Source organism: Staphylococcus sp. 231237_7MaSpsaltlick (genome assembly GCF_043107035.1).
Map to the genome: position 1 here is coordinate 90,671 of NZ_JBICNX010000005.1, position 26,592 is coordinate 117,262.

The 26,592-nt window shown below is 33.0% G+C and carries 26 protein-coding genes; 22 read left to right on the forward strand and 4 right to left on the reverse strand.

Annotation, left to right across the window (positions count from 1 at the left end; translation table 11 throughout):
- Positions 1 to 3 precede the first annotated feature (3 nt).
- The 3 genes from ACF91D_RS11055 (at position 4) to ACF91D_RS11065 (ending at position 2,309) form a co-directional block, all read left to right on the forward strand.
- Positions 4 to 369 carry a DUF5327 family protein gene (locus ACF91D_RS11055; protein WP_039068886.1) on the forward strand — a complete coding sequence of 122 codons (366 nt, stop codon included), beginning with the start codon at positions 4 to 6 and terminating at the stop codon, positions 367 to 369.
- A 26-nt stretch (positions 370 to 395) separates the two neighbouring features.
- On the forward strand, positions 396 to 758 hold the full coding sequence (locus ACF91D_RS11060; RefSeq protein ID WP_039068954.1) for a DUF423 domain-containing protein: 363 nt from the start codon (positions 396 to 398) through the stop codon (positions 756 to 758).
- Positions 759 to 821: 63 nt separating this feature from the next.
- A complete protein-coding gene (locus ACF91D_RS11065) occupies positions 822 to 2,309 on the forward strand; it encodes an APC family permease (RefSeq protein ID WP_039068884.1) in 1,488 nt (495 codons plus the stop codon).
- Positions 2,310 to 2,451: 142 nt separating this feature from the next.
- Here ACF91D_RS11065 and ACF91D_RS11070 read toward each other — a convergent pair whose 3' ends face one another.
- From ACF91D_RS11070 to hemQ, 3 genes are all read right to left on the reverse strand, one after another.
- A complete protein-coding gene (locus ACF91D_RS11070; protein WP_039068882.1) occupies positions 2,452 to 2,904 on the reverse strand; it encodes a threonine/serine exporter family protein in 453 nt (150 codons plus the stop codon).
- 11 nt (positions 2,905 to 2,915) lie between these two features.
- A complete protein-coding gene (locus tag ACF91D_RS11075; protein WP_172643899.1) occupies positions 2,916 to 3,686 on the reverse strand; it encodes a threonine/serine exporter family protein in 771 nt (256 codons plus the stop codon).
- A 498-nt stretch (positions 3,687 to 4,184) separates the two neighbouring features.
- Positions 4,185 to 4,934 carry a hydrogen peroxide-dependent heme synthase gene (hemQ, locus tag ACF91D_RS11080; protein WP_327620803.1) on the reverse strand — a complete coding sequence of 250 codons (750 nt, stop codon included), beginning with the start codon at positions 4,932 to 4,934 and terminating at the stop codon, positions 4,185 to 4,187.
- 173 nt (positions 4,935 to 5,107) lie between these two features.
- Here hemQ and pta point away from each other — a divergent pair, with 173 nt between their 5' ends.
- The 6 genes from pta to ACF91D_RS11110 all read left to right on the forward strand — a co-directional run bounded on the left by pta (position 5,108) and on the right by ACF91D_RS11110 (position 12,434).
- Positions 5,108 to 6,094: a phosphate acetyltransferase gene (pta, locus tag ACF91D_RS11085; protein ID WP_119585875.1), complete on the forward strand. Its 987-nt coding sequence runs from the start codon at positions 5,108 to 5,110 to the stop codon at positions 6,092 to 6,094.
- Positions 6,094 to 6,930 (forward strand): lipoate--protein ligase family protein, encoded by an 837-nt coding sequence (locus tag ACF91D_RS11090; RefSeq protein WP_039068875.1) that lies wholly within the window; start codon positions 6,094 to 6,096, stop codon positions 6,928 to 6,930. Before pta ends, ACF91D_RS11090 begins: the two co-directional genes overlap by 1 nt.
- A 618-nt stretch (positions 6,931 to 7,548) precedes the next feature.
- Positions 7,549 to 8,472, forward strand: a complete 924-nt coding sequence (gene mvk / locus ACF91D_RS11095) for a mevalonate kinase (protein WP_039068874.1) — start codon at positions 7,549 to 7,551, stop codon at positions 8,470 to 8,472.
- 5 nt (positions 8,473 to 8,477) lie between these two features.
- Entirely contained in the window at positions 8,478 to 9,461 is a 984-nt protein-coding gene (gene mvaD / locus ACF91D_RS11100) for a diphosphomevalonate decarboxylase (protein ID WP_327620802.1), read from the forward strand.
- 12 nt (positions 9,462 to 9,473) lie between these two features.
- Positions 9,474 to 10,550, forward strand: coding sequence for a phosphomevalonate kinase (locus ACF91D_RS11105; RefSeq protein ID WP_039068872.1), 1,077 nt, complete (start codon positions 9,474 to 9,476; stop codon positions 10,548 to 10,550).
- A gap of 273 nt (positions 10,551 to 10,823) precedes the next feature.
- The gene (locus tag ACF91D_RS11110) at positions 10,824 to 12,434 is read left to right on the forward strand and encodes an alpha-glucoside-specific PTS transporter subunit IIBC (RefSeq protein WP_119605302.1); all 1,611 of its coding nucleotides are present in this window, start codon (positions 10,824 to 10,826) and stop codon (positions 12,432 to 12,434) included.
- 153 nt (positions 12,435 to 12,587) lie between these two features.
- Here the strand turns inward: ACF91D_RS11110 and ACF91D_RS11115 are convergent, their stop codons facing one another.
- Positions 12,588 to 13,337: a MurR/RpiR family transcriptional regulator gene (locus ACF91D_RS11115; RefSeq protein ID WP_039068871.1), complete on the reverse strand. Its 750-nt coding sequence runs from the start codon at positions 13,335 to 13,337 to the stop codon at positions 12,588 to 12,590.
- Positions 13,338 to 13,560: 223 nt separating this feature from the next.
- Between ACF91D_RS11115 and ACF91D_RS11120 the strand changes: the two genes are divergently transcribed.
- The 13 genes from ACF91D_RS11120 to ACF91D_RS11180 all read left to right on the forward strand — a co-directional run bounded on the left by ACF91D_RS11120 (position 13,561) and on the right by ACF91D_RS11180 (position 26,582).
- On the forward strand, positions 13,561 to 14,643 hold the full coding sequence (locus tag ACF91D_RS11120; RefSeq protein ID WP_069792770.1) for a Gfo/Idh/MocA family protein: 1,083 nt from the start codon (positions 13,561 to 13,563) through the stop codon (positions 14,641 to 14,643).
- Between the two features lie 18 nt (positions 14,644 to 14,661).
- Positions 14,662 to 15,378, forward strand: coding sequence for a ThuA domain-containing protein (locus tag ACF91D_RS11125; RefSeq protein WP_327620801.1), 717 nt, complete (start codon positions 14,662 to 14,664; stop codon positions 15,376 to 15,378).
- Between the two features lie 19 nt (positions 15,379 to 15,397).
- Complete coding sequence (locus tag ACF91D_RS11130) at positions 15,398 to 16,444, forward strand: Gfo/Idh/MocA family protein (RefSeq protein ID WP_327620800.1); 1,047 nt, start codon at positions 15,398 to 15,400, stop codon at positions 16,442 to 16,444.
- 19 nt (positions 16,445 to 16,463) lie between these two features.
- Complete coding sequence (locus tag ACF91D_RS11135) at positions 16,464 to 17,432, forward strand: sugar phosphate isomerase/epimerase family protein (RefSeq protein WP_039068867.1); 969 nt, start codon at positions 16,464 to 16,466, stop codon at positions 17,430 to 17,432.
- Between the two features lie 379 nt (positions 17,433 to 17,811).
- A complete protein-coding gene (locus tag ACF91D_RS11140) occupies positions 17,812 to 18,153 on the forward strand; it encodes a YuzB family protein (protein ID WP_029377819.1) in 342 nt (113 codons plus the stop codon).
- 409 nt (positions 18,154 to 18,562) lie between these two features.
- The gene (locus ACF91D_RS11145) at positions 18,563 to 19,498 is read left to right on the forward strand and encodes an aldo/keto reductase (protein ID WP_039068866.1); all 936 of its coding nucleotides are present in this window, start codon (positions 18,563 to 18,565) and stop codon (positions 19,496 to 19,498) included.
- A gap of 265 nt (positions 19,499 to 19,763) precedes the next feature.
- Positions 19,764 to 20,306, forward strand: coding sequence for a flavodoxin family protein (locus tag ACF91D_RS11150; RefSeq protein ID WP_107550059.1), 543 nt, complete (start codon positions 19,764 to 19,766; stop codon positions 20,304 to 20,306).
- A 200-nt stretch (positions 20,307 to 20,506) separates the two neighbouring features.
- Positions 20,507 to 20,986, forward strand: coding sequence for a GNAT family N-acetyltransferase (locus tag ACF91D_RS11155; protein ID WP_039068864.1), 480 nt, complete (start codon positions 20,507 to 20,509; stop codon positions 20,984 to 20,986).
- Between the two features lie 28 nt (positions 20,987 to 21,014).
- On the forward strand, positions 21,015 to 22,319 hold the full coding sequence (locus ACF91D_RS11160) for an HD domain-containing protein (RefSeq protein ID WP_172643896.1): 1,305 nt from the start codon (positions 21,015 to 21,017) through the stop codon (positions 22,317 to 22,319).
- A 262-nt stretch (positions 22,320 to 22,581) separates the two neighbouring features.
- Positions 22,582 to 23,094 (forward strand): YwhD family protein, encoded by a 513-nt coding sequence (locus ACF91D_RS11165; RefSeq protein ID WP_101050450.1) that lies wholly within the window; start codon positions 22,582 to 22,584, stop codon positions 23,092 to 23,094.
- A gap of 623 nt (positions 23,095 to 23,717) precedes the next feature.
- The gene (locus ACF91D_RS11170; protein WP_069792764.1) at positions 23,718 to 24,131 is read left to right on the forward strand and encodes a YwiB family protein; all 414 of its coding nucleotides are present in this window, start codon (positions 23,718 to 23,720) and stop codon (positions 24,129 to 24,131) included.
- Positions 24,132 to 25,799 (forward strand): arginine--tRNA ligase, encoded by a 1,668-nt coding sequence (gene argS, locus ACF91D_RS11175; protein WP_327620799.1) that lies wholly within the window; start codon positions 24,132 to 24,134, stop codon positions 25,797 to 25,799. It abuts the gene before it with no gap.
- A gap of 162 nt (positions 25,800 to 25,961) precedes the next feature.
- Positions 25,962 to 26,582, forward strand: coding sequence for an endonuclease III domain-containing protein (locus tag ACF91D_RS11180; RefSeq protein ID WP_101050516.1), 621 nt, complete (start codon positions 25,962 to 25,964; stop codon positions 26,580 to 26,582).
- Positions 26,583 to 26,592: the final 10 nt, after the last annotated feature.

Consider the following 26,592-nt stretch of genomic DNA (forward strand, 5'->3'; position numbering starts at 1 on the left):
TACATGGAAAAAGAAAAGATTATTCAATTGATTGAACAGGAGTTAGTCCAAGCAGACGAAGCTCAAAGTAATGTTGATTTTGAGAAGCATATATATGCGATTCATACATTAACATCATTAGTTACTGAGACCCGTTCTAATAAACAACGTTATAGTGACAATAGTTTCAATGTATCATCTTCTTTTAAATCATCAACAGTACAACATGGAAATACTAAATCGAATATTTCTGAAAATGAAATCAGAGCGATGGGCGGAAAAGTACCAAATAGTTCCAGTCAGAATGTAACAACCGACACTGGATTAAATTCTAATAAATTGGTTACAGATGATGAAATAGGTAACGGTGACTCAATTTTTGATTTTTAAATAATGGAAGGATGGAAATTAACATGATGAAAGTGTTTATTGTTTTAGGTGCGCTTAACGCGATGATGGCAGTGGGTACAGGTGCTTTTGGTGCACATGGGTTAGAAAATAAGCTATCAGAAAAATACTTATCCATTTGGGAAAAGGCGACAACTTATCAGATGTATCATGGTCTAGGATTATTAGCGATAGGTATCATTAGTGGTACTACATCTATTAATGTCAATTGGGCAGGTTGGTTACTATTCTTTGGTATTATATTTTTCAGTGGTTCATTGTATATTTTAGCTTTAACTCAAATTCGTATATTAGGCGCGGTTACCCCAATTGGCGGCGTACTATTTATTGCTGGCTGGCTAATGTTAGTTATAGCAACGATTAAATTATAAAGTTATAATTGTTATAGAATTCATCTTATGGGTATAATACACTCCATGAGGTGAATTTTATTTATGAGTCAAAATGAAAAACAGATAGATAGAGGAGATTTAAAACAGAATTTATCTGAGAAGTTTGTATGGGCAATCGCCTATGGATCGTGTATAGGTTGGGGTGCTTTTATATTACCTGGTGACTGGATAGGTCAATCAGGCCCGGTTTCTGCAGCGATAGGTATCGTCATCGGAGCATTATTAATGATACTTATAGCAGTAAGTTATGGTGCATTAGTAGAACGTTTTCCTGTATCTGGCGGAGCCTTTGCATTTAGCTTTTTAGGATTTGGGAGGTACGTAAGTTTCTTCTCATCCTGGTTCTTAACATTTGGGTATATTTGTGTGGTCGCATTAAACGCCACAGCATTTAGTTTATTAATTAAATTTTTATTACCTGATATTTTAGAAACTGGTAAATTATATACGATAGCAGGATGGGATGTGTATATCACTGAAATTCTGATTGCTTCATTATTATTAATTGTCTTTATGTTTATAGCAATTAAAGGTGCAAGTGTTTCAGGGTCTCTGCAATACTATTTCTGTGTAGCAATGGTTATTACAATAATATTATTATTTTTCGGATCTTTCTTTGGTAATAACTTTTCTTTTGAAAATTTACAACCATTAACTAATGAAAGTAAGGGATGGTTTACTTCCATCATAATGATTGTGGCAATTGCGCCATGGGCATATGTTGGATTTGATAATATACCACAGACGGCTGAAGAATTTGATTTTTCGCCTAATAAAACATTCAAACTTATTGTATATAGTTTGTTAGCCGCAGCATTTACCTATGTATTGATGATATTATACACAAGTTGGTTAAGCACTTCGTCAACCAGTTTAAATGGAAACTTATGGTTAACAGGTGCTGTAACACAAGCAGCCTTTGGTTATATTGGTTTAGCAGTATTAGCAATTGCTATTATCATGGGGATTTTTACTGGATTAAATGGCTTCTTAATGAGCTCAAGTCGTTTGTTATTCTCTATGGGCCGTTCAGGTATTATGCCATCAGTATTTAGCAAATTGCACGGTAGATACAAAACACCATATATAGCAATTATCTTCTTGGTTACTATTACGTTAATTGCTCCGTGGCTAGGACGTACGGCGTTGACTTGGATTGTCGATATGTCGTCAACAGGAGTGTCGATTGCTTACTTTATTACTTGTCTGTCAGCTGCTAAATTGTTTAGTTTTAATAAAGCTAGTAATACGTATAGTCCTGTATATAAAATATTTGCAATATTGGGCACGGTTGTATCATTTGTCTTTTTATTGTTATTATTAGTTCCTGGTTCACCAGCGTCGTTATCTGTACCGTCATATATTGCATTAGGTGGATGGTTAGTGATTGGCTTAATCTTCTTTGTAGTCCGCTATCCAAAACTAAAGCGTATGGACAATGATAAATTAAGTAGATTGATTTTAAACCGTTCAGAAGATGACGTTGTAGATTTAATAAATGAACATAAGTCAGAGAAAGCGAATCAATAGTTATTACTTCTAGTAAAAATATGTAATTAACATGAAATAGTGAAAATTTAATTATTATAAAAAGAAGGCCAGTTAATCACAATGGTGCACATCATGGATTACTGGTCTTCTTTTTATATGTCTATAGGAGTAAATATAGTGTTTATACACGCTTTTTACGTATTTTTGTTCCTGAAACAATTAGTTTGGCTATCTGGTCAGCAAAGAGTAACCCCAACGCTATTGCACCAGCTATAAGCGTTACTTCTAACATAGTGTTTATAGCTTTACTAAACTCTAATAGTACTAGATTTTTAGTAGCGTCGAAGGCGAGGCCACCAGGAACTAATGGGATTATTCCAGGAACCATAAAGATGATGACCGGTTCTTTTTTTATGCGAGCCATGATGTGGCTTAAACAACCTAGAGCTAAGCTCCCGAAGAAACTAGAGTATATCGTGTGTGCAGAAAAACCATCATAAAATAAAATATAAACCATCCATCCGCTTGCTCCAACAAGGCCAACAATGTTATAAAGACGTTTCGGAACATCAAATATTACGCCGAAAAAGAGGGAAGCGGTATAGCTAAATATAAAATTTAATATCCAAAACATAGACATAACTCCTAAAAAATAATAAGTATCGTACTAACGCCAGCGCCAATACCAAAAGCTGTGACGAGTGCTTCTAATGATTTAGTGGTAAACATCAACATATGTCCGCCGAACAAATCTTGAATGGCATTTGTGATTAATACCCCTGGTACGATTGGCATGACGGCTGCAATCATAATAGTAGCGACGGAACCACCTGGAATGAGATGATGACCAATAATTGTAATCAACCCAATTACTAATGCCCCCATAAATTCAGGAATAAATTGGGCGTGCAATTTTTGATGTAATAATTCTACTACAATATAGCCAAAAGACCCAGCTAGTAATGCAGTTAAAACATCAATCAAATAGCCACCTTGTAAATATAAAAAGCTGACAGAAATAACTGCAGCAGCTATAAATTTATAAAAAAGATAATGGTTTTGAATGCTCTGTTCATTGTATATTTTTTGTAATTCTTGAAATGCGTCTTCTAGGGAAATATCACCAAGTGCTAGTCGTCTAGAAATGCCATTAGTACGTGAAATTCGCAGTAGATTCGTATCTCTTGTTTTAATTCTAAATATTCTTGGGTAAGACTCATTGTGGAGCATAAAATTAATAACGGTATTCGTAACGAAGCTATTACTCTCTTTGTATCCTAAAGTAAAAGCCATTCGTGTCATCGTATCTTCTACACGTGAACCTTCTGCCCCTGATTCTAATAGAATTCTTCCGGCAAGCATAATTACATCTTTTGCCATTTTTTCATCATAGCTCTCGATTGTTTGATTATATATTGTCATTTAATCACCAATTAAAATGTATTTAACTAACACTATAGAATTATTGTTATAGCGTGGGAATAAGTTATTGAGTTAATATTTTTTATTGTAACATTTTCCTATTACATTTTGTTATAAGGATTGCTCTATTTCTAATTGTATAAGGGATTTAATGTATTTTACGCAATTGTTACAATACATTTATGTTTCAAATATTTCAAATAGGTTAAAATAGTATTAGTTAACTGTTACAGACATATATTGAGTAGCGACAATATAAACAGTTAATATTTAAATTAAGTAGTGGCTAAAGTTCTCCCAAACACACTACAATTAGATGAGTATAGGGAAATATCCTTTATCTCAAAAGTAAAAGATCTCGTCATTAGTTAATCTAGTGACGAGATCCTTTTTAATTATAATGTAAAATTTTTAAACGAGTTAGTAACAGTTGCGCAAATTATTTCACAGAATACAAATTTTACTTCGCATAATTTCTGCTTGCTTCATAATTTATAATGAAAAAAGGTCTTGTAAATTTTCTTTCTTAACAATGTGACCTACGTAGAAACTACCGAAGTCCCCATAGCGAGCAGTGGTTTCATCAAATCTCATTTCAGAGACGATTTTTTTGAATTGTAATGGATCATCTGCAAATAATGTGACGCCCCATTCAAAGTCATCAAATCCCATTGAACCAGTAATAAATTGTTTGATTTTTCCAGCGTATTGACGACCTATTTTACCGTGTACATACATAAGTTCTTGGCGTTCTTCAAGAGGAAGCATATACCAGTTATAAGTTTCATTACGACGTTTATCCATTGGATAGAAACAGATATACTCAGAGTGTGGTAATTCAGGGAATAATCTTGGTTTAATATGAGGATTTTCATAAGGGTCTTCATCAGATTTTCCTGCAAGATAATTTCCTAATTCTATGATTGAAACATATGAGTATGTTGGGATTAAGAAATCTGTAATTTTTAATTTATTGAATTCATTTTCAAAGGCGTTTAAGTCTTTCATTTCTGGACGTAATGCCCATAAAAGAATGTCCGCTTTTTGACCTGTTATATTGTAAAATGCATGGTCGCCAGTGTTGTTTGTTCGTGCAGATTCATGTTTATTTAAAAATGATTGTAACTCTTCTACGAGGCTTCGACGTTCTTCATCTGGCACTAAACGTAGGCTTGACCAATCAATCGCATATAATAAATGTAAACTGTACCATCCATCTAAAGTTTCTGGTGCTTGTGGCATTTAAATCTCTCCTTTAATGAAAATTTTTATGTCTTCACTACAAAATTTTACCATAAAGGGAGTATTAAAACATAAGTAAATGATTACAAATTGGTGACATGGAATTCTAATAAAAAATAACGTATAATGGTATTCGTAAAATAAAAAAGAATTGAAATTTTGAGGAGGCCCTTATGTCTTTATTAGATGTATTACAAGAAAAACTTTCAGGAAAAAACGTGAAAATAGTCTTACCTGAAGGGGAAGATGAACGAGTATTAACAGCGGCAACACAATTACAAGGGACAGACTATGTGACACCTGTAGTATTAGGTAACGAAGCAAACGTTAAAGCTTTAGCTAATGACAAAGGATTAGATATTTCAAATTTAGAAATTATCGATCCAGAAACAAGCGAATTAAAACAAGAATTAGTAACTGCTTTTGTTGAACGTCGTAAAGGTAAAGCAACGGAAGAACAAGCACAAGAAATGTTGAAAAATGTTAACTATTTCGGCACAATGCTTGTTTATACTGGTAAAGCAGAAGGACTTGTTAGTGGCGCTGCGCATTCTACTGGAGATACTGTGCGTCCAGCATTACAAATTATCAAAACAAAACCTGGTGTCTCTAAAACTTCAGGCATCTTCTTTATGATTAAAGATAATCAACAATATATTTTTGGTGATTGTGCAATTAACCCTACACTTGAAGCACAAGATTTAGCTGAGATTGCAGTTGAAAGTGCTAAGTCAGCTAAAAGTTTCGGAATGTCACCACGCGTTGCAATGTTAAGTTTCTCAACTAAAGGATCTGCTAAATCGGATGATGTTGAAAAAGTTTCAAATGCTGTAGACATAGCTCAAGAGAAAATTAAAGCTGATAATATTGAAGACGTAGTTGTAGATGGTGAATTCCAATTTGACGCAGCAATTGTACCAGAAGTTGCGAAGAAAAAAGCGCCAGACGCTAAAATTCAAGGCGATGCAAATGTATTCGTATTTCCAAGTTTAGAAGCTGGAAATATCGGTTATAAAATTGCGCAACGTCTGGGTGGATTTGATGCGGTTGGTCCAGTATTACAAGGTCTTAACTCACCAGTAAATGATTTATCACGTGGTTGTTCTATAGAAGACGTATATAATCTATCAATCATTACTGCTGCACAGTCATTACAATAATGGATTTAGCAAGCAAATATTTTAATGCCGCAGATTGGCGTTATATAGATCATTCTTCAGGTTTGGAACCTATGCAATCATTTGCATTTGATGATACTTTTTCTGAAAGTGTAGGGAAAGATTTATCATGTAGTGTAGTTCGTACATGGGTACATCAACATACTGTAATACTAGGTATTCATGATTCAAGGTTACCTTATTTGCAAGATGGTATACGTTATCTTACAGAAGAGCGTGGTTATAATGCGATTGTTAGAAACTCGGGTGGACTAGGTGTGGTCTTAGATCAAGGTGTGCTGAATATTTCTCTGATTTTTAAGGGTAAACATGATATTACAATTGATGAAGCTTTTTCAGTAATGTATTTATTAATTGCTAAAATGTTTGAAGATGAAGATATTGAAATAGCGACACATGAAATCGAAAGGTCATACTGCCCAGGTAAATTTGACTTGAGCATTAATGGTAGAAAGTTTGCTGGTATTTCACAAAGGCGCGTTCGTGGTGGTATTGCAGTTCAAATTTACCTTTGTGTAGAAGGTGATGGCAGTGAAAGAGCTGAAATGATGCAATCCTTTTATGAGCGTGCGTTAAAAGGTGAGGAAACCAAGTTCACTTATCCAAATATTGAACCGTCTTGTATGGCATCTTTAGAAACGCTGTTAAATAAGAAGATAACAGTCCAAGATGTGATGTTCCAATTGTTGTATGCAATCAAGGATTTAGGTGGGCGCTTGAACATGGAACCAATCACTGATGAGGAATGGCAATTATATGAAGGTTATTTTGAAAAAATGATAGAACGTAACGCTAAAATCAATCAAACAATGAATTAGATTAGAGTGAGGCTAGTATGGGTACTTGAAGGTTAAGTATACATACTAGTCTTTTTTTATTTTGTTAAATTAAATAAGATTTATAGCAATAGGTTTTTAAATCTGTTGAATTATAGAAATGAAATAAGTAATATAGTGAAAGTATGGTTTAAAAACTAATAATTAATAAATTTGGCTATTTTCAATGTAAGTTTTTGAATATATAGTCCGAGCGTTTTATAATGAGTAAGTATGAGCATGAATTAGCATCTGGTGTTAATTTTTGTAATGATTGTTTATAGGTCTCTATGCTAATGTAAGCAGGTATAGTTTTTAAAATTTAATAAACTATGACCAGAGTCGTATGGCATTATGTTGATTTTGTGAGATAATATAAAATGATGTTTGCAAAAATAATGAAAATGTTTAATGATGATGAAATTTTATCTGATTTTAAAAATGGCATACTTAAATATTAATTCTTTTTCATTATCTATAGAATGAAAACAGAAAATTTCCTTGGAAATATGATTTAAGTAATGAGTGTGTTGTTATGGGCGAATAAATAGATGCCTGAACTGTACAAAAATCAGTACATATAAATACAATTTAAAGAAAATACTAAAGGTGATTGAAAATATGGCACAACAAGGATACGGGGAAGCGAATGGTAAAGTAATATTAATTGGTGAACATGCTGTAACATTTGGCGAACCAGCAATAGCAATTCCATTCACGACTGGTAAAGTAAAAGCAACAATTGAATCTTTGAAGGAAACAAGTGTTTCTTTTATTAAAAGTGAAGTATTTGAAGGTGAATTAAGCAAAGCACCTGAACATTTAAAAGCAGTAATTACAAGATTTATTGAAAAATATAGTATTAAAACGCCTATAAAAGTGTCGATTGATACAAATTTACCACCTTCAAGAGGGTTAGGTTCTAGTGCTGCTATGGCAGTGGCTTTTGTGCGTGCAAGTTTTGATTATCTTAAAAAACCGTTATCTGATGCACTATTGATTGAAGAAGCAAATTGGGCTGAGCGTATTGCTCATGGTAAACCAAGCGGTATTGACACACAAACTATTGTTTCCAATAAACCCGTTTGGTTTCAACAAGGACAAGTACAAACATTAAAACCATTAGGCCTAAGTGGCTATATGGTTGTTATCGATACAGGCGTGCGTGGCTCTACAAAGCAAGCAGTAGAAGACGTGCATAATTTATGCAAGGAAGATCGTAAATATCTGCAAAATGTAAAGCATATTGGTAAACTTGTACATGAAGCAAGTGAGTCAATTGAACACCATGATTTCGAACAATTAGCCTCTGTATTTAATTTATGCCAAGAGAATTTGAGAACACTAACTGTAAGTCATGAGAAAATTGAAGAAATATTAGAAGTAAGTAAGCAACAAGGTGCTATTGCTGGTAAGTTAACTGGTGGTGGGCGAGGTGGTAGTATGATTGTACTAGCTACTGATTTAGAAATAGCAGAGAACATCGTTAAATGTGCAACAGATTTAGGTGCACATCATACGTGGATTGAATACTTAGGAGGGTAATGAGGTTGGTCAATAGTGGTAAGGCACGTGCGCATACAAACATTGCACTGATTAAATATTGGGGGAAGGCTGACGAAACTTATATTATTCCGATGAATAATAGTCTTTCTGTAACATTAGATCGTTTTTATACTGAAACAAAAGTTACTTTTGATGAAAGTTATGACAAAGATACGCTTATTTTAAATGGTGAAGTGGTTGCAGAAAATGAAGCTGTTAAAATAAGTAAATTTATGGATATCGTGAGAGAATTAGGTGGAACATCTGCGCATGCATATATTGAAAGTGAGAATTATGTACCAACTGCAGCAGGGCTTGCTTCTTCAGCAAGTGCGTATGCAGCATTAGCAGCTGCGTGTGACAAGGCTTTAAATCTTGGATTAACGGGTAAAGCATTATCTAGGTTAGCTCGTAGAGGTTCTGGATCAGCATCAAGAAGTATCTACGGTGGCTTTGTAGAATGGGAAAAAGGTCATGATGATGCAACATCATACAGTTTTCCTGTTGAAGCAGACAATTGGGAAAATGACTTAACAATGATATTTGTAGTGATCAATAATAAATCTAAAAAAGTATCTAGTCGTGCTGGTATGTCACTAACACGTGATACATCTCGATTTTATCAATATTGGTTGGATCATGTAGATGAAGATATAACAGCAGTTAAACATGCGATAAACCAAAAAGACTTTAAGCAATTAGGTGAAGTTATAGAAGCAAATGGTTTACGTATGCATGCAACGAACTTAGGAGCACAACCACCATTTACGTATATGGTAGATGATAGTTATCTTGTAATGGATATTGTACACCAATGCCGAGAAGCGGGCTATCCTTGCTACTTTACAATGGATGCTGGACCTAATGTCAAAATTTTAGTTGAAAAGAAAAATCAACAAGCAGTGATAGATGCCTTATATAAATCGTTTGACGAAGCACAAATCATTGCGAGTGATATTATAAGCACAGGCGTTGAAATTATTGAGTAAGGAAGAGATAAAATGATTCAAGTCAAAGCACCAGGTAAGCTATATATTGCAGGTGAATACGCTGTTACTGAACCTGGATATAAATCTGTATTAATTGCAGTAGATCGATTTGTAACAGCTACTATTGAAGATTCTAATGTTTCTCAAGGCACAATACATTCAAAAACATTACACCATGAACCTGTGACTTTCCAAAGACGTCAAGATAGAATCGCTGTTTCTGACGTCCATGCTGCTAAACAATTGAAGTATGTTATTACTGCGATTGAAGTATTTGAGCAATATGTTCGAAGTAACAATATTAGTTTAAAACATTTTAATTTAACGATAGATAGTAATCTAGACGATGCGAATGGTCATAAGTATGGTTTAGGATCTAGTGCAGCTGTACTCGTTTCAGTTGTAAAAGTATTAAATGAATTTTATGAGACACATTTATCCAATCTCTATATTTATAAATTAGCCGTGATTGCTAATATGAAATTACAAAGCTTAAGTTCTTGTGGAGATATTGCTGTAAGTATTTATACAGGATGGCTAGCATATAGTACATTTGACCATGAGTGGGTTTCACAACAAATAGAGGACACTTCTGTCAATGAAGTACTAAATAAAAACTGGCCTGGCCTACATATTGAACCATTACAGCCTCCTGAAAATATGGAAGTCCTAATTGGTTGGACAGGTTCTCCGGCATCGTCACATCATCTTGTTAGTGAAGTCAAACGCTTAAAATCAGATCCCACATTTTATGGTAAATTCTTAGAACGCTCACATTTATGCGTAGAAAAACTGATTCACGCCTTCAAAACAAATCACATTAAAGGCGTACAACAAATGATTCGTACCAACCGTGAAATTATTCAATCGATGGATAAAGAGGCGACGATTGATATTGAGACAGCACATTTGAAAGTTTTATGTTCTATAGCCGAAAAATATGGTGGTGCAGCTAAAACATCAGGAGCAGGCGGTGGTGATTGTGGTATTACAATTATCGATAATAAAGTGAAGAAAAAATTAATTTATCAAGAGTGGTTAGACAATGAAGTGAAACCACTTGAATTTAATATTTATCATGGTCAATAAATAATGAATATTAAGGGGAATGCAGTATTTTAATCCGAATAAGAGGATTAAAGTGCTGTTTTTTTAATGCATAGGATTAAGAACTTGAAATTTAGAAGATATATTTATAAGTTCCGTTTTATTAAAAAATTGGAAAATTTACCTTTTGATGAAAATAAAATCATTCAAGGGTACATCATGTCAGAATCGCACTATTATATTGAACTTATAAATATTTAAGCATATCATCGTTTTAAGAAAGCGCTTCCAAACAGAGCGAAAAGGATGATGATTATGAACATTGGACGAAACATTGGCAATGCAATACGTAGGTTCGGCGGAGCGATGATAGTACCTGTGTTATTGTTCCCGTTTTTTGGTATTATTATTGGAATTGCGACACTTTTCAAAAATGAAGCTATTATGGGAGGGCTTGCCAATCCTGATGGTATATGGTTTCAAATATGGTCATTAATTGAAAACGGAGGATGGACTGTATTTGAAAATATAGAGCTCATTTTTGTTATTGGATTACCTATTTCATTAGCGAAAAAATCAGCAGGGCATGCAGTGATGTCTTCTGTTGTTACTTATATGATGTTTAATTATTTTATTAATGGCATATTAACGACATGGGGACCTACTTTTGGTGTTAACTTTAAAGAGAATGTTGATGATGCGACAGGACTGACAGAGTTAGTAGGCATTAAAACATTAGATACTAACATTATTGGAGCTTTAATTATCTCGGGTGTCGCAATATGGTTACATAACCGTTATTATGATAAGAAATTGCCTGAATCATTAGGCATATTCCAGGGATCGCCATTTGTAGTTATGCTTGCATTTTTTTGTATGATTCCAATTGCCTTTTTAACAAGTTGGGGTTGGCCAATTGTTCAAGGTTGGATTGCATCGTTACAAGTCTTTCTTGCTACATCTAGTTATATTGGTGTGTGGCTATTCCATTTCTTAGAAAGGATATTGATACCAACCGGTTTACATCACTTTATATATACGCCATTTGAATATGGTCCAGCTGTTGTAGATGGCGGTATTAAATCTTATTGGATATCACACCTTACTGAATATTCTGAGACAACTAAATCATTAAAAGATATCTTCCCTGGCGGGGGGTTCTTATTACAAGGTAATACGAAAATCTTTGGTTCGATTGGCATAGCGCTTGCGATATATTCCACAGCTAAACCTCATAAAAAGAAAGAGGTAGGTGCGCTATTATTGGCAGCCACATTAACTGCAGTATTTGCAGGGATTACCGAGCCATTAGAATTTACATTTATATTTATTGCACCTTTCTTATTCTTAATACATGCTGTTTTAGGTGCAACAATGGTTACAATTATGCATGCATTTGGCTTAGTTGGGAATTTAGGTGGCGGTTTTATTGAAATAGCGGCAACCAATTGGATTCCTCTATTTGGATCACATTGGGGAACCTATTTAGCACAATTTATAATAGGGATTATTTTTATCTTTATTTATTACTACTTGTTTAGATTTATAATATTGAAGTTTGATATTCCTATGCCTGGTAGGGAAAAAGATGACAATAAAGATACTAAACTATATACGAAAAAAGACTACCGTGAAAATAAAAAACAAAGTTCGCTTTCTGATAGTTATAGTGAATATCAAATGAAAGCAGATGTATATATAGAAGGATTAGGTGGCGCAGATAATATAGTTGATGTTACTAATTGTGCCACAAGACTTCGCGTCACCGTAAATGATCCTGAACAAGTAGCAGCAGATAATTATTTTAAATCAAAAGGCGGTGCCCATGGTCTTGTTAAAAGTGGTAAAAATGTCCAAGTTATTGTTGGACTTTCGGTATCACAAGTAAGAGAAGAAGTAGAACAAATTTTAAACAAATCAAGTTAGCCTTGTTAATATTCTAAATTAGTGGAGAAGTGTAGAAATCAAAACATATAATGATTTTCAAACACCCCCTCCACTTTTTATCAATACAGGATTTATAATGTCTTTTACTTGGAATTTTGTAGTAATAAAACCAGTTGTAAATTCACATGAAAACTAATTATTAATTTTATAATTATGATAAGTTCTTGCTATAAAATCAAATACGACATAATAAGGTGTGAAGCTGTAGTATTCCGTATTATTAAAAAATTGAATAGGTGGGCTATTAACGTAAATATTAAAGACAGCATGTTTAGCAATATAGTTATCATGCAAAGTTGTAATTGATACGTAAAGTAGTTCACGAGCTTTAATAAGTTGAATAGGCTCTATTAAATTTTTAGTTTCTCCTGATAATGATATAACAAAAAGTAAATCATTAGAGGACATTTGGTTTATAGCTAAACGCAATTCCGTTTCATCATTAATAACAATAGCTCTTTTAGAAATAGAGAGCATATGTCTTTGAGCTTCACGTGCTACATTTTGTTGCGCCATACCTGTACCAAAAATATAGATGAATGGAGCAGTTTCAATTAATTCATTAAGTGGTTGATAATCAAACATTTCAAGATGTTCAACAGTCCTTTGAACATCTTCAACTATTGTATCTGCGTTCGCGAATTGTGTAGATGATGTATTTGTATCCATTTTTAAGTAAAATTTAAAATTACTATAACCTTCAAATCCCATTTTTTTAACTAACCTATGAATCGTAGAGATAGATGTATGTGTAAGTTTACTTAAATCATGAATTTTCATGTTCGAAATTTGATCAATATTTTGTCTGATAATATTGATAATATGTAAATCATTTTCTGTTAGTTGTTCAAAATGTTTATTAATAAGATGATCTAATACCATATAAAAAGATTCCACCTATTCATTGGAAAAATTTCCGAATTTTGAAAATATATTCTAATGTTAATATATAAATTCTAAATACGTCAAACTTATTGGTGTTTTTAATTTTTTATTCTACTATAATTTTAAAGGAGTTAAAGTAAGAAAGAAGACTTAAATATTTTTTTGTATTTTATTGTAAGCGTTTTCTTTTGGAGTATTCAAAAATTAAGGAGATGAGATGATGACAGTTAAAGTTGGTGTTATTGGTTGTGGAGGTATAGCAAATGGTAAACATTTACCAAGTTTAGCGAAAATTTCAGAGGTATCAATGGTTGCCTTTTGTGATATAGATAAAACAAAAGCTGAATCAGCAGCAAGGCGTTATGGTGATAAAAATGCAACAGTGTATGAAGATTACATTGAATTATTAAAAGATAATTCGATTGAAGTTATTCATGTTTGTACACCGAATAATACGCATCAAGAGATTACTGTAGCAGCATTGAATGCAAGTAAGCATGTGATGTGTGAAAAACCAATGGCTAAAACTTCTGAAGAAGCACAATTAATGATTGATGCTGCAGTGCATAATAATAAAAAGTTAACTATTGGTTATCAAAATAGATTTCGTGCTGATAGTCAATATCTACGAAAAGTAACACAACGTGGAGATTTAGGAGAGATATATTTTAGTAAGGCTCATGCTATTCGAAGACGTGCAGTACCAACATGGGGGGTTTTTCTAGACGAAGAGAAACAAGGAGGTGGCCCGTTAATTGATATAGGAACTCATGCATTAGATCTTACATTATGGATGATGGATAATTATGAGCCTGAATCCGTGATGGGCTCTACATTTCAAAAATTGGGGAAACAAGCGGATGCAGCTAATGCTTGGGGTTCTTGGGATCCAAATAAATTCACGGTAGAAGACTCTGCATTTGGATTTATCAAGATGAAGAATGGGGCCACCATTATACTAGAATCAAGCTGGGCGCTTAATTCTTTAGACGTTGATGAAGCTAAATGTTCCTTGTCAGGTACTGATGGTGGCGCTGACATGAAAAATGGCTTACGTATACACGGTGAAGACTTAAAAACACTGTATACTTCTGAAATTGAATTAGAAAATGCTGGCGTTGATTTTTATGAAGGTGAAAAGATAGATGAAGCAGAAGAAGAAGCGAGATTTTGGATAAATAGTATTACTCAGGATATAGAACCTGTCGTTAAACCAAAAGAAGCATTTGTTGTAACTCAGATATTAGAAGCTATATACGAATCAGCTAAAACAGGGCAAGCTGTTTATTTAAATGATAAATAAAGCTTATGGAGGTATTTTATGAATATTACAATATGGAATGAATTTAGACATGAACAAGAAAGTGAAGATGTACAGGCTGTTTATCCAAACGGTATACATCATGTAATAGCATCATTTTTAACAGATGATCATATTGTGACTACAGCAACGTTAGACGAACCTCAGCACGGTTTAACAGATGATGTGTTAGCACAAACAGATGTACTTATTTGGTGGGGGCATAAAGTACATGAAGAAGTTGATGAAGAAGTCGTAGAAAAAGTAAAACAGAAAGTATTAGAAGGTATGGGATTAGTCGTCTTACATTCAGGACATTTTTCAAAAATTTTCAAGAGTTTAATGGGCACATCGTGTGACCTTAAATGGCGAGAGGCAGATGAAAAAGAACGGCTTTGGGTTGTTGATACCACGCATCCTATCGCTGAAGGAATTGACTCATATTTTGAACTTGAAAAAGAAGAAATGTACGGAGAACATTTCGATATCCCATCACCAGACGAAACAGTTTTCATCAGTTGGTTTGAAGGTGGAGAAGTCTTTAGAAGTGGAGCAACTTTTAAAAGAGGCAACGGGAAAATATTTTATTTTAGACCGGGCCATGAAACCTATCCTACCTATTACAATGTAAATGTGCAAAAGGTTATTAAGAATGCTGTGAAGTGGGCATTTCACAGTGATACGCCAAGACATCAATATGGAAACGCACAACCATTAGAACAAATATCAAAAAAATAATATTGGGAGTTTTCTACTTATGGATAAATTAAAAGTGGGTATTATTGGATGCGGTGGCATTGCATGTAACAGACACATTCCAGCTTTTCAAAATTTAAATCATTTAGTGGATGTTGTGGCAGTTCAAGATGTTGATTTAGCATTGGCAAAAAATGTTGCAAATGATTTTCATATTAAAAATATTCACGAATCATATTATACGATGTTTGAACAAGTTGATGCAGTAGCTATTTGTACACCAAATAAATTTCATGCGGAGATAAGTATTGATGCTTTAGAAGCAGGAGTCAATGTATTTTGCGAAAAACCAATGGCCATGAATTTAACTGAATGTGAGGCTATGGTAGATACCGCAAAACAAGCTGGTAAATTGTTGGCAATAGGATATCATTATCGCTTCACAGATGCAGCAATTACGGCAAAAAAAGCTATTGGTAGTGGTATAGTAGGTGATCCTTTAGTTACCCGTGTACAAGCATTACGTAGACGTAAAGTCCCTGGATGGGGTGTATTTACAAATAAAACGTTGCAGGGTGGCGGTAGTCTAATAGATTATGGTTGTCATATGCTCGATTTGTCACTTTGGTTACTAAACGACATTGAACCTAAAGAGGTGTTAGGTAAAACTTATAATCGTCTTAGCAAATTACCAAATCAATTGAATGATTGGGGTCCATTTGATCATGAAAAGTTTGATGTAGATGATCACGTGACAAGCTATATATCTTTTAATGATCATTCAACACTTCAATTTGAGTGTTCATGGTCAGCAAATATAAAAGAAGACACAAAACACTTAAGTATTTCTGGCGTTGATGGCGGTCTGAATTTATATCCATTTGAAATATATCGACCTAAATTAGGGACTTATTTTACTGAACAAGCATATGCAGAACATGATGAAGGTATAGCGGCACAACGACAAGCTCAGAACTTTGTAAATAGTTGTCTTGGTAATGAAACACTTATCGTACAACCAGAACAAGCATTGAAAATAAATAAGATCATAGATGCAATTTATCGAAGTAGTGAAATTGGTCAAAGTATTAAATTGAACGAGTTATAATGTTAAAGGAGGATTATTTATGAAAATTGGTGTGTTTTCTGTATTATTCCAAGATAAACAATTTGAAGAAATGTTAGATTATGTAGCAAATGCTGGAGTCAAAATGGTGGAAATAGGAACAGGAGGTAACCCTGGTAATCAATTCTGTCCGATGGATAACTTACTAGAAGACGAACTTCAACGTAATGCTTTCATTGAAGCGATTCATCAACGTGGATTGGAAATTAGTGCTTTTAGCTGTCATAACAATCCCATTTCACCTAATGAAAAAGAAGCCCAACAAGCACATGATACCTTGTTTAAAACAATTAAATTAGCCTCACTTTTAAATGTACCCGTAGTTAACACTTTTTCCGGTGTTGCAGGATCAGATGAAACAGCTAAATATCCGAATTGGCCAGTAACCCCATGGCCGACAGCCTATACTAAAATATTAGAGTGGCAATGGGAAGAAAAACTTATACCTTATTGGCGAAAAGTGGCAGAATATGCTAAATCAAATGATGTGAAAATTGGTATAGAATTACATGCTGGTTTTTTAGTACATACACCTTATACAATGTTGAAATTAAGAACAGCAACTAATGAATATATTGGCGCTAATTTAGACCCTAGTCATTTGTGGTGGCAAGGTATTGAGCCAATTGCAGCAATTAAAATATTAGGGAAAGCAAATGCTATTCACCATTTTCATGCAAAAGATACATACATTGATCAAGAAAATGTAAATATGTATGGTCTGACAGACATGCAACCTTATGGCAATGTACAGACTCGAGCTTGGACATTTAGGACAGTAGGATACGGTCATAATACTCACGCGTGGGGGGATATGATTAGTGCACTAAGGATAAATGGTTACGATTATGTTGTAAGTATAGAACATGAAGACCCTATAATGTCTATTGAAGAAGGATTTAATAAGGCAGTTAATAATTTGAAGTCAATTAATATTGAGAATCCTGCACCAGATTTATGGTGGACGTAGGCCAAAAATATTTAATATTAAATGGAGAAGACCTTCGACGCTATTTCGGAGTATTGATTTACTATATAACTATAATTATAGTTATAAGAAATCTTAGTAAGTATTAATAATATATTTATTAAATTGGGGGGAGGAAGCAAATTTAAATTTGCTTCCTTATTTGGCTTCCATTTCATTATTTAACTTAAATAAAACAAAAAAGTTACTAAATTAAGAACTTGAAATTTTTATTAAAAAGGGTAAAATAATTAGAGTTGTAGATGGAAAGAGACATAAAATAGAATGTAGCTTGAGATATATGTAATCTTAAATAAAAGTAATGATATTATAGATTATATGAAATATGGGAAAGTCAATGATAAGGAAGGTGAGGGTAAAGTTGCAAAATAAATTTTTGATTTGTGATGATTGCCAAGCTGTAAATTGCAAAACTTTAGAAAAAAAGTTGACTAAATTAGACCCTGACGCTGAAATTGAAATCGGCTGTCAGTCATATTGTGGCCCAGGCCGACGTAAAACGTTTGCTTTTGTTAATAATCGTCCATTAGCGGCACTCTCAGAAGATGAGCTCATGGAAAAAGTGGTAAAACAGTTACAAAAACCAAGAGATCCTGAAGAAGAAGAACGTTTGAGAAAACGAAATGAAGAACGTAAACGTCGTAAAGAAGAGCAAGATAGAAAACTTAAAGAGAAATTAGCGAAACGTAAAAGTACGCAATAAATTACATGAGTTTATAAAGTAATTACATAAAACGGATTTAACTTATTAGAAAATAATGAAAAAAGGATTACCCTAAAAGTTAGAATTAAGATTCTGGCTTTTAGGGTGTTTTTTATAGATGTATCTAAAAATAGTTTAGAATATAATTATTATTTGAGACTTTTAAGTATTAATTACATATCTAATTAAGTTGTTTAATAAGCAAATTTATTTAGTTTCCCAACGAAACCGTGCTAAATTTAAAATATATAAAATTCTCATATTTCTCATTATTAAAATTGTTGAAAATGGGTAAAAGAACAATGTGAATCAATATACTCATTATTTGAAATAGTAACTAATTACAAATCTAAGTAACAGAAATAATGATAAAGTGGATTTTAAATTTTTACGAAGGAGTCGGATGATATTGACTAAAAAAGTACAAATTGGAAAATCAGATGTTAAAGTGAATCCAATAGCATTTGGTGCTAATGCTGTAGGTGGTCACAATTTATATAACGATTTGGATGAGGAACAAGGTATGGAAACAGTACGTACTGCAATTAGAAATGGCATAACTTTAATTGATACAGCATTTATCTATGGGCCAAAGCGTTCTGAAGAATTGATAGGAGAAACTATAAAAGAATTCACTCGCGAAGAATATGCCATTGCTACTAAGGGCGCGCATTATTTTGATGATGAAGAGAATGTGAAAATGTCGAATGACCCTGCATTTTTAAAGGAGCAAGTTGAACAAAGCCTAAAACGCCTACAATTAGATTATATAGATGTTTATTATATACATTTCCCAGATGATAACACGCCAAAAAATGAAGCGGTCGCTGCTTTAAAAGAACTTAAAGACGAAGGTAAAATTAAAGCGATAGGCGTGTCTAATTTTAATTTAGATCAACTCAAAGAGGCTAATAAAGATGGCTATGTAGATGTTGTGCAAATGGAATATAACTTATTAAACCGCGAAAATGAGCATATTTTTGATTACACAAGTAAAAATAATATTACCTTTATTCCATATTTCCCATTAGTTTCTGGTTTATTAGCTGGAAAATATAATGAAAACACAACTTTTGATGATTTACGTGCAAAAAACCCTGAGTTTCAAGGCGAAAGATATAAAGAGAACTTAGCCAAAGTGGATCAATTACGTGGTATTGCTGATAATCATAGAGTCGATGTAGCACATATTGTATTGGCGTTCTATTTAACTAGACCATCATTAGATGTTGTTATACCTGGTGCAAAACGTCCAAATCAAGTAGTTGATAATTTAACAACGTTAGATGTGAAATTAACTGAAGATGAAATTAATAAAATAGAAGAATTATTTCCTGTAAAATAATAAATATAATAAGACAAGCTAGAATTTAGTTTGTCTTATTATATTTATATTTATAACTTTACTTCTAAAAATATACATCCATAATATAAATAAAAAGATCTAATTTTGAGCAAATAATTTAATTTTTCAATCTATTTTCATTAAACTGTTTATAAACTAGACTTTTTAGTGTAGGATTATTAATTAAGTTTAGAAAATTTATGGAATTGTATATTTATGATTTTTACATGATGTATTTTTAAATTAGTAGTAGAAGGAGATTATTATGATTACAGTGTTATTTGGGGGCAGTCGACCAGATGGAAATACTGCGCATTTAACTAAGATGGCCATAGATGGGTATGACTATGAATGGATAGACTTAACAGAACATCAATTAAATCCTGTGAGAGATGTAAGACACGATAATACCACTATAGAATCATACGAAGATGATTACAAAACAATTATAGATAAAGTGTTAGCAAGTGATACGGTTATTATTGCTTCACCAATATATTGGTATAGCTTATCAGCATCAATGAAAGCGTTCATTGATCATTGGTCTGAAACGTTGATGGATCCAAGATATAAAGACTTTAAAGCGGAAATGGCGAAAAAGGATTTTAGGTTGATTATTGTGGGAGGAGATTGCCCTAAAGTCAAAGCTAAACCTTGTATTACCCAAGTTAAATATAGTTTGGAATTTATAGGCGCGAGCTTATCAGGCTATATTATAGGTACAGCAGAAAGACCTGGAGATATAGAAAAAGATGTTTACGCACTAAAACGCGCCCAAGAATGGCAACAAACTTTACAACAAAAGTAAATATATAACAAATAGTTTAAGCCCGAGACATGAGTATGTGTCTCGGACTTTTTAATCATATAAGCAATAGATTACTAAGATGACCTAAATAAAATGCGCTTATAACCAGCTATTTGTATCAAACGAGATAAAGTATTTTGAATACAAATATTATGTTATAATGTAGCTATTATTACCTATCTAAATAGGGGGAGAGCGACATGCAAGAAATTAGAAGAGCAACACCCGAAGATGTTGTGGGCATCAGAGATGTAGCAACGAAAGCTTGGTATAACACTTATTTGAATATTTACGCAGCTAAAACGGTCAACGAGCTATTGGCTGCTTCATATAATGGTCAACACTTACTTAAACGATTAGAAGATCAATTATTCCTAGTTGTAGAAGAAGACAATGAGATTATTGGTTTTGCGACGTTCATATATGGTACGGAATTATTTTTATCTGCACATTATGTGAGACCATCTTGGCAACATCACGGTTATGGTTCGAAATTGTTAACTGAAGGGTTGAATTATTTTGAAGGAAAATATGATGAAATCTTTTTAGAAGTCGATAATAAAAATGATGAAGCAGTGTCATTTTATGAGCAAAAAGATTTTGAAAAACTCCGTTCTTACACACATGTAATGTATGGAGAGGCAATGGATTTAGCTTTAATGCGTAAAACATTAAAGTAACCTGAGCAGTATAGATATGAATAGGAGAATGACATTGACCTTTACAACTTATGCTACACAAAAATTACCAGAAGAAAAAGTGTTTAAAGACCCCATTCATAGGTACATTCATGTCAGAGATCAAGTAGTTTGGGATTTGATTAAAACAAAAGAGTTCCAACGTTTGAGAAGAATTAAGCAATTAGGAACATTATATCTCTCATTCCACACAGCTGAACATAGTAGATTTGGTCACTCACTTGGTGTATATGAAATCGTGCGTAGAATAATCGATGATTCATTTAATGGACGTGAGGCTTGGGATAATAACGATAGACCTTTAGCCTTATGTGCAGCTTTATTACACGATTTAGGACATGGGCCTTTTTCACATAGTTTTGAAAAAATATTTAATACAGATCATGAAGCTTTTACACAAGCGATAATCACTGGACCAACTGAAGTTAACGAAGTTTTAAAGCGTGTGTCAGAAGACTTTCCACAACAAGTAGCAGATGTAATTAACAAAACACATGATAATAAATTAGTAATCTCAATGATATCTTCTCAGATTGATGCAGATAGAATGGATTATTTACAACGTGATGCTTATTTTACAGGCGTATCTTATGGCCAATTTGACATGGAGCGTATATTAAGACTGATGAGACCTTCTAAAGATGAGGTGCTTATTAAAGAGAGTGGTATGCACGCAGTTGAAAACTTTATCATGAGCCGTTATCAAATGTATTGGCAAATATACTTTCATCCGGTAAGTAGAGGTGGCGAAGTATTACTAAATAACTGTTTAAAACGAGCGAAACAATTGTATAACGAAGGTTACACATTCAAAATGTATCCGACTGATTTCATACCTTTCTTTGAAGAATCTATGACAATCGAACAATACGTTGATTTAGATGAAGCTGTTGTATTATATTACTTAAAAGCTTGGGTTAAAGAAGATGATCCGATATTGAGTGACTTATCTCGCCGTTTCATTAATCGTGATTTATTTAAATATATGCCATTTGATGGTTCTATTATAACGATTACAGAATTAACGGATTTATTTATTCAAGCAGGCATTGATCCAAACTATTATTTCGTAAGTGAATCTTTCTCAGATTTACCATATGATTATGACAGACCGGGGTCTGATAGAAAACCGATACATCTTCTAAAAAGAAATGGTAAAACTCGTGAAATAAGCAGCCAATCGTTGGTTATTCACAGTATTACTGGTATTAATAGAGAAGATTACAAATTATATTATCCTAAGGAATTGATTTCTCAAATAGAAGATGACGAAATAAAGAATGCTATCAATAGCATTTTAGATGAGTTGAATTAATTTGAAGTAGGGTTGTAGAATATGAGTTAAGGCGTGAATTAAATAATCAAATGTGGGTTTAAGAGCTAACAATTTAGTAATTTACTAGACATCGGTGTCTGTAATCAGACTTTATACATGTAGTTAGATTAAAGATGATTTACATTTGTATTTATACTTAACACAATAAAACATCATTGTTAAACTCAATATTTAATAAATAATAAATGATTAAACTCAAGAGCTATTACAAATTAAATGTAAATGTGGGAGGTGTACGATAATGGCTGAAAATAAAGGATTTAAGTTCAATATTATCAAGAATGATCCACTAGACGGGCATAAAGGTACAAATATAGGTTCAATTAGCTTAGACAACGTAGCACCTGTTTTTTTAGATGTTCAAAACAAGGAAGCTTTCATAGATATTGGTGGCATGCATGCACGTTCAAGTGTTGAAAAAGGCGTTAAATGGATTAAAGAGAAAGAAGTAGTAGAAGGTGACGAAGCGAAACCATACTGGTTATGTTGGGTTACAACCGAAAGAGGAGAAAATGGCCCATATTATGCTGGTGTTACAGCTTGTTATTTATTGGTGAACAAAAGTATACGTAGAGGGTATAAGAGTATGCCTGAACACGTTAATATGATGGATAAATCAATGAAACATCAAATCGAAATAGACCATATTGGTGAAGAAAATAAAGCTGTATTAAGAGAATTCCTTAAATCACACAATGCAGAGATGTGGCATAATTCCGAAGCACTATTACATGAAACCTTAGGAAATAAATAATTGATGGTATGAGGAGACAGTTGAGCCTTTTGTTAAGGTTTTGCTGTCGAATCTGGGACATAATGTTCTTATATTAGTGAAAAAAGGCGATTTCTATTGAAATAAAATAGAAATTGTCTTTTTCATTATTGTTTTGATTATAGTTAGCTCGTTAATTTAGTTTAGTCGTGTTTATTAAATTATACGTAAGGGCCTTATTTTTTAAAATATTTTAATGTAAAATTACATATGAATGTGAGGTGTTTTGGCGAGACTCTTGAGGGAACTGGACAAGCTGAAGATTACAGGCTGAAGCTGCCCTCTAAGAAAACGAGCCAATAATACGAAGTATTGAATTAAATCATCTGAGTGCTATTTTTCTGGGATTTACGTTCCATCCTCAGTTTTGATATTGATACGCTGTGGCTTCATAGTGAACTAACTTTTATCATATCTAGGGAATATGATTTATTTCATATGTATGTAATGCAAGAGTTTGTTTATATAATTTCTTTATTTTGTATAGATATACGTTGTTTAGAGAAAGTGCTTCTATGATAAAAATCGTTTTCTCAACTGTAATGCGCATATTAAGTATGCTATAATAGTGTGTATTATTTTAAAAGATTAGGGTGAAACGTACATTGGAAAACAATGTTAATATCCAAACTAAACAAATTGTTAAACAATTTGACAATAAAGAAAAATTCAATGTGAACACACAAGGCACTTGGCAAAAACGAAAAGCTGAATTTATACGTTATCAAGAAGAAGTTAATGAAATGACTGTAAATGTGACTGTTAAAATCGAAGAATCTGGTGTGAAAATTATTCGTAAAGGTGATATCAACATGAATCTTCATTTTGTTGAAGGTGAAGATACAATTACTTTATATGAAATAAGTGGTGGTCGCATTCCGTTAACTGTACGAACACACTCTATTTTACATTTTGTATTAGAAGATGGCGGTAAGTTGAAAGTGCATTATGATTTAATTCAAGATGAAGAAAAAATGGGTTCTTACCAATATGAAATTATTTATAAGGAGACGCCGTAAATGAATATAATTGATCAAGTGAAACAAACGTTGATTGAAGAAATCAATCATAGTATACAACAAGCGCAACTCGCAGACGCAAGTGAAATTCCAGAAATTAAAGTTGAAATCCCTAAAGATACTGCAAACGGTGATTATTCAACGAACATTGCAATGGTTTTAACGAAAATTGCGAAACGTAATCCACGTGAAATTGCACAAGCAATCGTAGACAATTTAGATACAACTGCAGCAAATGTTGAAAAAGTGCAAATTGCTGGGCCAGGTTTTATTAATTTCTATTTAGATAACGCTTATCTAACAGCTATTATTTCAGAAGCTATAGATAAAGGTTCTGATTTTGGAAGTACAGAAGAAAAAAATGGTGAAAATATATTATTAGAATACGTGTCAGCAAACCCAACTGGAGATTTACATATCGGTCATGCGCGTAATGCAGCTGTTGGGGATACATTAGCAAACATTTTAACTGCAGCGGGTTATAACGTAACTAGAGAATATTATATTAACGATGCTGGTAACCAAATTACAAATTTAGCTCGTTCTATTGAAGTACGTTATTTTGAAGCACTTGGTGATTACTCATTTGAAATGCCTGAGGGCGGGTATCACGGAAAAGATATTATTAATATTGGTAAAGACTTAGCTGAAAAACAACCAGAATTAAAAGATCTAGATGAAGAAACACGTATTAAAACATTTAGAAAATTAGGCGTCGATTACGAAATGGAAAAATTAAGAACAGATTTAGCTGATTTTAATACTCATTTTGATAGTTGGTTCAGTGAAACAACTTTATATGAAAAAGGCGAAATCACAGAAGTACTTAATAAGATGACTGAACTTGGTTATACTTACGAAAAAGATGGTGCGACATGGTTACGTACTACTGATTTTAAAGATGATAAGGACAGAGTATTAATCAAAAATGACGGTAATTATACTTATTTCTTACCAGATATTGCATATCACTTTGATAAAATTGAGCGTGGCAATAATACTTTAATCAATTTATTTGGTGCTGACCATCATGGTTATATCAACCGTTTAAAAGCTTCTCTTGAAACCTTTGGTGTTGATAGTGAACGTCTTGAGATACAAATTATGCAAATGGTGCGTTTAATGCAAGATGGACAAGAAGTTAAAATGAGTAAACGTACAGGTAATGCCATCACTTTACGTGAAATAATGGATGAAGTAGGTGTAGATGCTGCGCGTTATTTCTTAACAATGCGTAGTCCTGATACACACTTTGATTTTGATATGGAACTTGCTAAACAAGAATCACAAGATAACCCTGTTTATTATGCGCAATATGCACACGCGCGTATTTGTTCAATATTGAAACAAGCAGCTGAAAGAGGTATTACACCTTCTAAAGACGCAGATTATTCACTTATCACAAATGATAAAGCAATTGACTTGTTGAAAAAAATTGCTGAATTTGAGACGACGATACAAAGCGCTGCTACGAATAGAGCTCCACATAGAATTACAAATTATATTCAAGATTTGGCTTCACATTTCCATAAGTTTTACAATGCTGAAAAAGTACTTACAGACGATGAAGATAAGACAAAAGCACATATTGCGTTAGTAGATGCAGTGAGAATTACATTGCACAATGCACTTGATTTAGTCGGTGTAACTGCACCAAAATCAATGTAGTGTGTAAATAAAGGAGAGCTAGTATGAAAATTGTTGTTTTTGAGTAGGCTGATATTAGCTTACTAAAAACAATTAATAAATCGTGCTAGCTATTTTTATTATGTTAAAAGTAGCAAGAAACTCAAAGAATTAGGGGATGTTCAAGTGGGATTAGATACCAAAATGTTATATCAAGTATTATATAAGCACATGGGTCCACAAGGTTGGTGGCCGGCCGACACTAAGATTGAAATAATGTTAGGGGCAATTTTAGTTCAAAATACAAATTGGAGAAACGCAGCTTATGCAATTGAATCTCTCAAATTAAATACTTCATTAGAACCACAAAAAATACTGAATTTAGAAATAGAAGTGTTGCAAAAAATTATAAGGTCTAGTGGGTTCTATAAGAGTAAAGCACAAACAATTCATGCTTTATTGAGTTGGTTAGAGCAATTTGATTTTGATTATGAAGTCATTAATGAACATTTTCAAGAAAATCTTCGAAAGTCATTGTTAAGTATAAAAGGCATCGGTAGTGAGACTGCTGACGTTTTGATTGTCTATATATTTGATGGTATTGAATTTATACCTGATAGTTATACGCGAAGAATATATTATAAATTGGGTTATGATCACACTATGAGTTACGAAAAGCTTAAAAAACATATCGATTTGCCAGATAGCTTTACGAATCAAGATGCAAATGAATTTCATGCATTGTTAGATAATTTCGGTAAAGAATATTTTAATGGTAGTGGGCCACACAAAGTTGATTTTCTTGAAAAATATTTTGTACGATGACTTTAATTTG